Source organism: Tenacibaculum sp. MAR_2010_89, from assembly GCF_900105985.1.
Taxonomy (GTDB): Bacteria; Bacteroidota; Bacteroidia; order Flavobacteriales; family Flavobacteriaceae; genus Polaribacter; species Polaribacter halocynthiae.
In genome coordinates this window covers 1,931,382-1,943,594 of record NZ_FNUB01000005.1, presented here as the reverse complement: position 1 = coordinate 1,943,594, position 12,213 = coordinate 1,931,382, and the positions used below count along the sequence as shown (strand labels likewise).

Genomic DNA, 12,213 nt, shown 5'->3' with positions numbered 1-12,213 from the left:
AACGTCATTACTAACTCAGTAATGACGTTTCTATATAATACTATATTATTTATTCTTAGTAGTCTCCTAAAGTTTCAGGGTTCTGTGCTAATGAAGCCTCTAACTGCTCGTCATTAGGTGCTTTACCATGCCATGCATGTGTATTCATCATAAAATCAATCCCATTCCCCATTTCAGTATATAATAACACACAAACTGGTTTTCCTTTACCTGTTCTTGATTTTGCATCAGCCATTCCACTTAAAATAGCTTCTACATTATTTCCTTCTTTAACCTCAAGTACATCCCAACCAAAAGCTTCGAACTTAGCTTTCAAACTTCCCATAGCTAATACTTGGTCAGTTGTTCCGTCAATTTGCTTTTCATTTACATCAACTGTAGAAATTAAATTATCTACCTTTTTAGCTGATGCATACATTGCAGCTTCCCAAATTTGACCTTCTTGTAATTCACCATCACCATGTAATGTATATACAATTTTATCATCTCCGTTTAACTTTTTAGCTTGAGCTGCTCCAATAGCGACACTCATTCCTTGTCCTAATGAACCTGAAGCAATACGAATACCCGGTAAATGATCATGAGTTGTAGGATGCCCTTGTAAACGTGTATCTAATTTTCTAAATGTTGCTAACTCAGCAACAGGAAAAAAACCACTACGTGCTAACACACTATAGTAAACAGGTGATATGTGTCCGTTTGACAAAAAGAATAAATCTTCATTTTCACCATCCATTTTAAAATCAGTAGAATAATCCATGATTTCTTGATACAAACAAGTAAAGAACTCAGCACATCCTAATGAACCACCTGGATGCCCAGAACTAACCGCATGAACCATGCGAACTATATCTCTTCTAACTTGTTGTGTAAAATCTTGAAGTTGTTGTGTTGTTGGCATTATCGTTTTGTTTTATGCTGACAAAAGTAATTGTTTAAAAAAGAATTGCCAATTACTTTTTTTATTTATTAATAAGAAAATTGAATTTAAAAATATATAATGTTTTTCATTAAAAATTCAGAAAAATAAACATCCCTCTCATTTTAACTTAAATTAACATAATTAGGTGTTACAATTTAGTAGATTGCATGAAAAATTATTCAAATGAAACACCTTTCACTACTATTTACATTTTTAACACTACAACTCTTCTCACAAGAGGCCCCAAATTGGTTAAGACACTCTTCAATATCCCCAGATGGAAAAGAGATTGTTTTTACTTATAAAGGCGATTTATATAAAGTTCCTTCAACCGGTGGTAATGCAATTCAATTAACTTTTCATAAAGCACACGATTACAAGGCAATTTGGAGTAAAGACAGTAAAAAAATTGCATTTTCTTCTAATAGATATGGAAATTTTGACATTTTTATTATGGATGCCAGAGGTGGTGAAGCAAAAAGGTTAACTTTTCACTCTGGTGATGAAGTTCCTTTTACTTTTTCTGCAAACAATAAAGATGTTATTTTCGGAGCGCAACGTCAAGATCTAGTAAATCATAGACAATATCCTACAGGCTCTCAACCAGAATTATATAGTGTACCTACAATTGCTGGACGAGTTAGCCAACTGTTCACCGTACCTGCTGAATATGTTCAGGTTTCTAAAAACGGTAACACCATGTTATACCACGATAAAAAAGGTGGTGAAAATGAATGGCGTAAGCATCATAAATCTTCTATTACTAGAGATATATGGAAGTATGATACCAAAAATAATACTCATAAAATGATTACTTCTTTTGCTGGAGAAGACAGGCATCCTTTTTTCTCTGAAGATGAAAAGAGTATGTATTATTTAAGCGAGAAAAGTGGCTCTTTTAATGTTCATAAAATGAATATTAACAATTCGAATCAGGATCAACAATTAACTAACTTCAAATTACATCCAGTACGTTTTTTAAGTATTGGTAATGGTATTTTAAGTTTTGGATACGATGGTGAGTTATATACAATGAAAGAAGGTAAAAAACCTTCTAAAGTATCAGTTATTATTAGAACTCAAGATAAAGATAATAGTGATAAATTCATATCAATCAATGGTGGTGTTAATGAAATGGCAATATCTCCAAATGGAAAAGAAATAGCTTTTATTTCTAGGGGTGAAGTTTTTGTTACTTCTGTAAACGAATCTTTTACTAAAAGATTAACTAACACACCAGAAAGAGAACGCTTTGTAACTTGGTCTGCTGATGGAAAATCAGTTGTATATAGTAGTGAAAGAAATGGGAAATGGAGTATTTATAAAACAGAAAAAGTTAGAAAAGAAGAACCTTTCTTTTTTGCTTCTACTCTAGTTAAAGAATCTCCAATTATAGAAAACAAATTAGATAATTATTTACCTGAGTTTTCACCTGACAGTTCTAAAATAGCATTTGTTGAAGGAAGGCGTACATTAAAGGTAATGGACTTAAAAACTAAAAAGCAAGTAACTTTATTAACTCCTAAAGATTTATTTCACATGAGTGATGGAGATAAATATTTTACTTGGAGCCCTGATAGTAAATGGCTATTAGTTGGATGGAGCAAAACATTAAGCAATAGCGAAGTGTTATTAATGGCTGCTGACGGAACTAAACGTATAAACCTAACTGAAAGTGGTTATAGAGATTATTATCCGAAATGGGTTAATGGAGGAAAACAAATGTTATGGTTTAGTAATAGAAACGGATTAAAATCTTATGCTACAAGTGGACGTTCACAAACTGATGTTCACAGTATGTTTTTTACTCAAGAAGCTTGGGACGAATTTAATCTTAGCGATGAGGAGTTTAAATTAATGAAGGCCATTAAAGCTATTAAGGCTGAACAAAAAAAGAAAGAGAAGAAAAAAGCTACTGACAAGAAAGATAAAAAAGACAAGAAAAAAGATAAAAAGAAAGCTAAAGACAAAAAAGATGTAAAGCCACTTACTTTTGACTGGGATAGTATGAAAGATAGAACCAAAAGATTAACTATACATTCTTCTAGCCTTGGTGATGCTGTTTTATCTAAAAAAGGTGATATTTTATATTATTTAGCACGTTTTGAAGGTAAAATGAATCTTTGGAGTACAAATTTACGAACCAAAGAAACAAAAATGGTAATGCGATTAAATGCCAATTTCGGTTCTTTACAATGGGATAAGCAAATGAAAAACTTATACCTTTTAAGTGGTGGTAGAATTTCAAAAATTAGTCCAGCTAAAAAGAGTAAAAAGTCAGTGAAAATAAAAGGTGAAATGATGCTGAATACCGATGCTGAAAGAGAAGCAATGTTTAATCACGTATGGATAAGAACCAATGCTATTTTTTACCACCCTGATTTTCATGGAACTGATTGGAATAAAATGAAAAGAGAATATAAAAAATACTTACCTTCTATTGGTAATTCTTTTGAATTCTCTGAAATGCTTTCTGAAATGTTAGGTGAATTAAACGTATCTCATGCTGGGGCTGGTTACAGAACAAGTATTAGAAATGCAGATGCAACTGCTTCATTAGGTATTTTTATGAATTACAATCATAAAGATAATGGTATTTTAATTGATGAAATTATCAAAGATGGACCACTTGATAAATCATCTTTCAATGTCAAAGCTGGTATGATAATAGAAAAAATTGACGGTGTTACCATTAATAAAAATGAAGATGTTGCCAAATATTTAAATAGAAAAGCAGGGAAATTTGTATTACTTGATATTAAAGATCCAAAAACAAAAAAAGAACAATCAATAACTGTTAAACCTATCTCTTTAGGTCAAGAAGGTCGTTTACTATATAAAAGATGGGTTAACATCAATGAAAAAGAGGTAAACAAATTAAGTAATGGTAAATTAGGTTATGTGCATATTCCAGGAATGAGCGATGGTCCTTATAGAAGTATTTATAAAGACATCATGGGGAAATTTTCAGAACGTAAAGGAATTATTATCGATACACGTTTTAATGGTGGTGGTGATCTAGTAGCAGATTTAGCTATGTTCTTTACAGGTGTTCCTTTTATTTCTTATGAAACAGAAGCTAAAGTAGTTGGAGGTGAACCTACTTCTCGTTGGACTAAACCAACACTATCTATTTTTAATGAAAGCATGTATTCTGACGGACATTGTTATGCTGCTGGATATACAGATCTTAAAATTGGAAAAACTGTAGGTATGCCAGTTCCTGGTACTTGTAGCTTTGCAGGATGGGAAGGTTTACCAAACGGAAGCTACTGGGGAGTTGTTCCTGTAAGTGCTAAAGATAAGTCGGGAAGATGGATGGAAAACAATCAAACGATGCCTATGATTAAAGTAAAAAATATGCCAGGTATTATTGATAACGGTCGTGATCAACAATTAGAACGATCTGTATCTGAAATGCTGAAAGACATCAAGTAATTTCTTACATAAAAAAACTGAAAAAAGGTTAAAGTATAGTATACTTTAACCTTTTTTCATTGCTGTACTGTATGATATTTTTTTCTAATTAAGGCTTAATTTATTTTAGTTTTAGAAATATAAAAATCGCATTAATCTATATTATAATTTACTATCCTATAAAACACAGTAACAAATTACTTAGGTTTTTTGTTTCTTCTTTTTAGCGGCAGGAAACAACACATTATTTAAAATTAAGCGATACCCAGGTGATGTTGGGTGCAAATCTAATTCAGTTTTTGGGTCTCCAACTCTATGTTGGTAATCTTCTGGATCGTGACCTCCATAAAAAGTAAACATCCCCTTTCCTTTCGTACCATGAATATATCGTGCTTCTCCGTTGGTTTTACTATCTCCTAACACCATCACAGTAGATTTTATCAACTTTCTGTCAAATGAAGTAGTTTGCCCCATAAAACCTTTTACTAATTGCGTATGGCTTTGAGTAAGCATTGTTGGTACTTGATCCCACTTTGCAGAAAATTCTTTCAATGTAAAATAATCAGTCTCTTTATTAATTCTACGTTTTCTAGTCATATCAATTGAAGAAAACTCGTAAGTAGTTGGGTTTCTAATTAATTCAAAATCTTTAAATGCAAAAGTTTTAGTAAAATCTATTTTTGATTGATAACTTGGTTCCGAAGGATCTCCATCAAACATTCCTTCGCAAATATCAACTCCATCTGCAGCTAAAGCGATATCAAAACTATCGGTAGCAGAACACATAGCAAACATAAAACCTCCACCAATTACATAATCTCTTATTTTTTTAGCTACTGCTGCTTTTTCTTCAGATACCTTATTATAGCCTAATTTTTTAGCTAACGCTTCAGCATCTATCTTTTGTTGAATATACCAAGGCGCAGTTCTGAAAGCTCCATAAAAACGTCCATATTGGCCTGTAAAATCCTCATGATGAAGATGTAACCATTCATACAATAATAATTTATCTCCTAATACATCATCATCATATACAACATCAAAAGGAATTTCAGCATAGGTTAAAACCATTGTAACTGCATCATCCCAAGGCATTTTATTTTTTGGAGAATATACTGCTATTTTTGGAGCCTTTTCTAATGTTACCGCCTCTTGATTTTTTGAGGGTGAGGAAATTCCTTCTAAAATTAGTTGTGATTTTGCATCACTTATTATCTTATATGAAACCCCTCGAATTTTACACTCCTTCTCTATAGCTTCGTTGTTTTCAATTAAAAAAGCACCTCCATCATAATTTAATAACCATTTTGCTTTTAAACCGTTTTGCAACGCATAATAAACAATTCCGTATGCTTTTAAATGATTTTTTTGATTATCGTGGCTCATTGGCACATAAATAAATGATGCCCAAATAGTATTTGATAAGAATATAAAAATTAATGTGTATATCGTTTTCTTCATTTCAAAAACTAAAATACACAATTACATTTATGTAACTGTGTATTTATATAATTTTATAATTTGTTTATTATTTTAAAAAGGAACGTCATCCATACCACCATTATCAGAAGGGCCAAAAGCATCTTCAGGAGAAGTAAAATTGTTTGATGCAACTTCATCATTAAAACTTGAATTCATACTTGATTGGAATTCACTACTAAATCCTTCTTCTAAATCTGAGAACTTTGCTAAGTGACCAGTAAATTTCAAACGTATATTATCCAATCCACCATTACGATGTTTTGCAACAATAAATTCTCCTTGTCCTTCACATGGAGAATGATCATCATCATCCCACTCAGTCATTCCATAATACTCAGGTCTAAAAATAAACGATACAATATCCGCATCCTGCTCAATTGCTCCAGATTCACGAAGATCGGATAATAATGGTCGTTTACTACCTCCACGAGTTTCTACCGAACGTGATAATTGTGATAAAGCAATAACCGGTATATTTAATTCTTTACCAAGAGCTTTTAAGTTTCGTGAAATAGTAGAAATTTCCTGTTCACGATTACCACCTGACCCACCAGCTGTCATTAACTGTAAATAATCAATAACTAATATTTTAACATCATGTTGCGATACTAAACGTCGTGCTTTTGCACGTAAATCAAAAATTGATAATGCTGGAGTATCATCAATAAAAATTGGAGCATCAGAAAGTTTTTTAACCTTAACATTTAATTGTTCCCATTCATGAGGCTCTAGATTTCCTTTACGTAATTTCTCAGATGTTAACCCTGTTTCCGAAGAAATCATACGGGTTATTAATTGTACAGATGACATCTCTAATGAAAACACAGCTACTGCATGATTAAAATCAATAGCCATATTTTTAGCCATCGATATTACGAAGGCAGTTTTTCCCATACCAGGACGAGCTGCAATAATAATTAAATCGGAAGGTTGCCAACCAGAAGTTAATGCATCTAATTTTGTAAAACCTGTTGCCAAACCACTCATTCCTTCTTTGGTAGAAATTTCCTGGATCTTTGTTATAGATTGTTGTACTAATGAATCTGCTTTTTCTGCCCCTTTCTTAAGGTTACCTTGAGTTACCTCAAATAATTTCCCTTCAGCATCATCTAATAAATCAAAAACATCAACAGTTTCATCATATGCATTTTCAATGATTTCAGAAGAAATAGTAATTAACTTACGTTGAATATATTTTTCAAGAATAATTCTTGAGTGAAATTCAATATGTGCAGATGAAGCTACTTTTTGTGTTAAACCTATAATATAAAAGTCGCCACCTACTAGTTCTAATTTTGCATTTTTCCTTAGCTGATTCGATACAGATAATAAATCAATAGGTTCAGAATTTTGGAAAAGTGCATATATAGCAGTGTAAATTTCTTGATGACGTTTGTCGTAAAACGCTTCAGGATGTAAAATATCAATTACGGTATCAATTCCTTTTTTATCAATCATCATAGCACCCAAAACAGCTTCTTCAAGGTCTAAAGCTTGTGGTGGAAGCTTCCCTTTTTCTAAACTAACAATACGTGCTTTATCTATTTTTGTACCTCTAACTGATTGCATTTTCTCCATGACGACAAATGTAATTTTTTATGATGATATTTGTAGGAGCTAACCTCAACTTTCTTTTTACACATTTTTTGTAAACAAAATTGTTATTAACTTGTTGATAACGTTCTATCTTTATTATTTTTGATGGCAATGAAATACTCTAAAACAAACATTTTATTAGCAATATTATTACCTATTCAAGTACTATTAGTGCAATTTTTAAGCCAAAAACCAATTTGGATTGAGCAGTATTATAGCAACGGGATTTATAAAATAATATCAAAAACACTTCGTGCAATTTTAGGATGGATTCCTTTTTCTTTTGGTGATATTATAGGACTTCTTTTAATACTTCTTTTTATAAAAGGACTTTATAAATTAATCAAAACTAAATTTACAACTTTCATTCCTCAATTACTAAAACTTCTTTCGTTTTTTTCAGTAATTTATTTTTGCTTTTATACTTTTTGGGGCTTGAATTATTTTAGAGAACCTTTGGCAAAAAACTTAGGATTACAACAATCTGAATACACCACTAGTCAGCTTTATAATGCTACTGAAAAAATAGCTACTCAATTAACAAAAATTCATTTTCAAATTACTCAAAATGACACGCTAGAAGTTATTGTACCGTATTCTTCAAAAAAAATATACCAATTAGCTCCTAATGGTTTTGATGAATTAGCTAAGATTTACCCACAACTTTCCTATAAAACATCGTCTGTAAAAAGTTCATTAGTTAGTTTGTTACAATCATATAATGGCACTTCTGGATACATTAATCCAATAACAGGGGAAGCTCAAGTAAACAATCAAATTCCTAAAACAGGATATGCCTCTACTACTTGCCATGAGATGGCACATCAAATTGGATGGTCTGCTGAAAACGATGCTAACTTTGTAGGTTTTTTAGCTTGCATAAACAATAATGATATTTATTTTAAATATGCTGGTTATAGAATGGCTTTTCGTTACTGTATAAATGAGCTACACAAACGAGATAAAAAGCTTGCCAATACTCTTAAAAAAACAGTAAATAAAGGTGTTTTTAAAGATTATAAAAACAGTTATTTACATTGGAAACAATTTGACAACCCTATTGAACCTTATTTAAAGAAAGGCTATAATTCATATTTAAAAGCAAACAATCAAGCTAATGGGATTAAATCTTACAGTTATGTAGTAGATTTGCTTATTGCTTATTTTAAAAACAACTAAAAACTATCTAAAAATATTGACAAATTCAGTATTATGAAAAAACTTATTGCTCTTTTCCTTTTTTCACTATTTATATCTTGTAATTCTTCTGAATTAAAAAAAGATTTTAACTGCTCAGTAGGCTCAAATTATTCTGGTTTAAAAAAATTTGATGATTTTAGAAATTTATTTGCTATAAAACTACCAAAAAAATGGAAGGTTAATCTATATTATGATAACGGGCAAACTTCTATTTATGCAGCTGACACCACATTAAGTCTTACCAAAACTACTTTATTAGATGCTTCTATAATTCATTCCCCTACATTTATTGATGCTACATTTAAGCAAAAGGTTTCAGCTGATAATACTAAAATGAAATTACAAGAAGTAAAAACAAAAGATTTCAAGTTATTTAATAAAGACTCCTATTATAGTTTAGCTAAAGGAAAAAAAGGAAAATATCCCTATCATATTTTAAATGTTTTCACGAAAGTAAATAGTGATAATTTTTTACATGTAAAAACAGAAGTTTATGGTGATGATTTAGTTGATGAACGTATTTGCAAAGCCATAAATTTAATTAACGAAATACAGTTGAAATAAGTATTTTTGATTTTAAAATTAAAACAATGAACAAACAACATATAATTGATCGATTTATAAAGTACGTAACAATTGATACCGAAAGTGATCCTAACAACCCTGCTTTCCCTAGTACTGAAAAACAATGGGACCTTGCTAAAGTTCTTGAAAAAGAATTAAAAGAAATTGGTATGATTGATGTTGAATTAGATAGTAATTGTTATTTAATGGCAACATTACCTAGTAATTTAGACTATGATGTACCAACTATTGGTTTTGTTGCACATATAGATACAAGTCCTGATTTTACTGGAGCAAATGTAAAACCACAAATTCATGAAAATTATGACGGAAAAGATATTCTTTTAAATGAAAAAGAAAACATTGTTTTATCTCCTAATTACTTTGAAGATTTATTACAATATAAAGGTCAAACTATAATTACAACTGACGGTACTACTTTACTTGGTGCCGATGATAAAGCTGGAATTACTGAAATCGTTTCTGCCATGGAATATTTAATTCAAAACCCTGAATTAAAACACGGTAAAATACGTATTTGTTTTACACCTGATGAAGAAGTTGGTAAGGGTGCTCACCTATTTGATGTTGAAAAATTCGGGGCTGAGTGGGCATACACTATGGATGGTAGTCAAATTGGTGAATTAGAATACGAAAACTTCAATGCAGCTGGGGCCAAAATTACAATTAACGGTAAAATTGTTCACCCTGGTTATGCCAAAGGAAAAATGATCAACTCAATGACAATTGCTAGTGAGTTTATTAATGCTTTACCTGAAAATGAAGTTCCTGAAAAAACTACTGGGTATGAAGGTTTTTTTCATTTACATAATATGGAAGGTGAAGTAGAAAAAACTACTTTACACTATATTATAAGAGATCATGAAATGGATTTATTTAAAAACCGAAAACAAGCAATGCTTGATTTAGTTGATGTTATGAATCAAAAACTGGGTAAAGACTTAATTGAAATTGAAATGAAGGATCAATACTATAATATGAAAGAGAAGGTTACTCCTGTTATGCATATAGTTGATATTGCTGAAGAAGTGATGAATGACATGGGAATTACTCCTTTAATTAAAGCTATTAGAGGTGGTACAGATGGTTCTCAATTATCATATAAAGGATTACCTTGCCCTAATATTTTTGCTGGTGGACATAATTTTCACGGAAGATATGAATATGTTCCTGCTGAAAGTATTGTAAAAGCAAGTGAAGTTATTGTTGGAATTACTCAAAAGGTAGCTCAAAAATTTTCTTCATAAAAACTTTTAGTTACAGCATAAAAAAAAGACTTAGTTAAAACTAAGTCTTTTTTTTATGCTGTTTATATTTTTTAATCCTCTTGAGGTATTTTTGTTTTTCTAAACATTAACCAAATCCCTATCATTACTAAAGGAATACTTAGCACTTGACCTGTATTTAATGTATTAAACACCCAATCCTCTCTTCCTTCAATTTGTGCTTCTTTTAAGAACTCTATGAAAAATCGTAAAGACCACAACACAACCATGAACAACCCGAATAAAAACCCAGTTTGCTTCTTTTTATCAGTTTTCCAATAAAAATACCATAACGCAAAAAACAAGGCTAAATAACTAAACGCTTCATACAATTGAGTTGGATAGCGTGGTTCTGATTCACCAGCTCTTTTAAATATTACACCAAAACTTGAACCTGTAGCTTTCCCATAAATTTCTGAGTTAAAAAAGTTTCCTAAGCGAATAAAAAAACCTGCTAAGGCAACCATAATACCTAATCTATCTAAAATAAATAACCACGGTTTTTGCAGATGTTTTTTCGCATAAAAGTATAAAGCTAAAGGAATTCCTACTGCTGCACCATGACTAGCAAATCCTGTAAAACCAGTAAATTTCCAATCTTTTAAAAAACCAAATAAAGCAGTAGCTCCATCTTGTTTTTTAAAAGGTAAAAATATTTCTAATAAATTATTTTGGTAATAACCCCAATTATAGAAAAATACTTCTCCTAAACGCATACCTATTAACATCGATACAAAAACATACATAAATAAAGGATCTAGTTTTTCAACAGGAACCTTATCATTTATATAAATTTTCTTCATTAAATGCAATCCTAAAATAAAAGCAGCTACGAACATTAAACTATACCATCTAATACCAAAACCTCCTATTTTAATAATCTCAGGATTCCAATCCCATACGATAGATAAAAAACTCATGTATTTTAAATTTAATTTTTATATTACTACAAGTTGAATAAAATTACTTTTTTATTTCTCTTGCAATAACGATTATTTATTTTTTTTTTCTGGCACTGGATCATACCCACTTCCACCCCAAGGATGACAACTAAAGATTCTTTTTAAAGCCAACCACCCACCGTAAAACAACCCGTGCTTTTGTAATGCCTCTATTGTATAATGTGAACATGTAGGTGAATATCTACAGGTAGCAGGTGTAAATGGTGATATTGCTGTTTGATAAAAACGTACTAATAAAACAAACGGATATGTTAGTATTTTTTTCAAATTAATTCCAATCATTTTTTAATAATTCATACCTTCTATCAGTACAATTATCATATTCATTATAAAACTCTTTTACTGGCTTAAAAAACTTAGCTAAAATTTTATTTGATGCTATATTTTCAACCCATACATCAGCAGTAATCTTTTCAAATTTTAAAACATTGAAAGAATATTCTATCATTTTTTTAGCTATTTCAGTAGCATATCCTCTACCCCAAAAATCTTTTCTAAAACGATATCCTAATTCTCTATTTTTTTCTTCATTTGTTAGAAAACCTATCAACCCAATTAAATCTTCTTTATTTTTTTCAAAAACACCTAAAAGACTTAAACTATTTCCTACTATATCTCCATTAAAAGAAAGTGCTAATTGAAATTTGTTTTCAATATTATCTTCTGAGGGTTTATTTTGAGGAATAGCTTTTATTATTTCTTCAGCCGTTAATAACTCAACAAATTCTTTTTTATGAATCTTTTGTATCGCTTTAACGATGAGTCTTTCAGATTGAAAAACCAT

General features: G+C 30.6%; 10 protein-coding genes. 4 read left to right on the top strand and 6 right to left on the bottom strand.

Features of this window, described 5'->3' with window-relative positions:
- Positions 1–55: 55 nt before the first annotated feature.
- The gene (locus BLV71_RS12040) at positions 56–901 is read right to left on the bottom strand and encodes a transketolase (RefSeq protein ID WP_093870788.1); all 846 of its coding nucleotides are present in this window, start codon (positions 899–901) and stop codon (positions 56–58) included.
- A 204-nt stretch (positions 902–1,105) separates the two neighbouring features.
- On the opposite strand from BLV71_RS12040, the gene BLV71_RS12035 reads away from it, so the two are divergent.
- On the top strand, positions 1,106–4,360 hold the full coding sequence (locus BLV71_RS12035; protein ID WP_093870787.1) for a S41 family peptidase: 3,255 nt from the start codon (positions 1,106–1,108) through the stop codon (positions 4,358–4,360).
- A 180-nt stretch (positions 4,361–4,540) separates the two neighbouring features.
- Here the strand turns inward: BLV71_RS12035 and BLV71_RS12030 are convergent, their stop codons facing one another.
- Positions 4,541–5,800, bottom strand: a complete 1,260-nt coding sequence (locus BLV71_RS12030) for an asparagine synthetase B (protein WP_176974398.1) — start codon at positions 5,798–5,800, stop codon at positions 4,541–4,543.
- A 72-nt stretch (positions 5,801–5,872) separates the two neighbouring features.
- On the bottom strand, positions 5,873–7,399 hold the full coding sequence (gene dnaB, locus BLV71_RS12025; RefSeq protein WP_093870785.1) for a replicative DNA helicase: 1,527 nt from the start codon (positions 7,397–7,399) through the stop codon (positions 5,873–5,875).
- Positions 7,400–7,528: 129 nt separating this feature from the next.
- Between dnaB and BLV71_RS12020 the strand changes: the two genes are divergently transcribed.
- From BLV71_RS12020 to pepT, 3 genes are read left to right on the top strand one after another with little or no spacing between them, the layout of a single operon-like run.
- On the top strand, positions 7,529–8,596 hold the full coding sequence (locus BLV71_RS12020; protein WP_093870784.1) for a DUF3810 domain-containing protein: 1,068 nt from the start codon (positions 7,529–7,531) through the stop codon (positions 8,594–8,596).
- A 33-nt stretch (positions 8,597–8,629) separates the two neighbouring features.
- Entirely contained in the window at positions 8,630–9,181 is a 552-nt protein-coding gene (locus tag BLV71_RS12015) for a hypothetical protein (RefSeq protein WP_093870783.1), read from the top strand.
- Positions 9,182–9,207: 26 nt separating this feature from the next.
- Positions 9,208–10,449: a peptidase T gene (gene pepT / locus BLV71_RS12010; RefSeq protein WP_093870782.1), complete on the top strand. Its 1,242-nt coding sequence runs from the start codon at positions 9,208–9,210 to the stop codon at positions 10,447–10,449.
- 71 nt (positions 10,450–10,520) lie between these two features.
- Here pepT and lgt read toward each other — a convergent pair whose 3' ends face one another.
- The 3 genes from lgt to BLV71_RS11995 all read right to left on the bottom strand — a co-directional run bounded on the left by lgt (position 10,521) and on the right by BLV71_RS11995 (position 12,213).
- On the bottom strand, positions 10,521–11,387 hold the full coding sequence (lgt, locus tag BLV71_RS12005) for a prolipoprotein diacylglyceryl transferase (protein ID WP_093870781.1): 867 nt from the start codon (positions 11,385–11,387) through the stop codon (positions 10,521–10,523).
- A gap of 72 nt (positions 11,388–11,459) precedes the next feature.
- Entirely contained in the window at positions 11,460–11,711 is a 252-nt protein-coding gene (yidD, locus tag BLV71_RS12000) for a membrane protein insertion efficiency factor YidD (protein ID WP_176974397.1), read from the bottom strand.
- Complete coding sequence (locus BLV71_RS11995) at positions 11,698–12,213, bottom strand: GNAT family N-acetyltransferase (protein WP_093870780.1); 516 nt, start codon at positions 12,211–12,213, stop codon at positions 11,698–11,700. Before BLV71_RS11995 ends, yidD begins: the two co-directional genes overlap by 14 nt.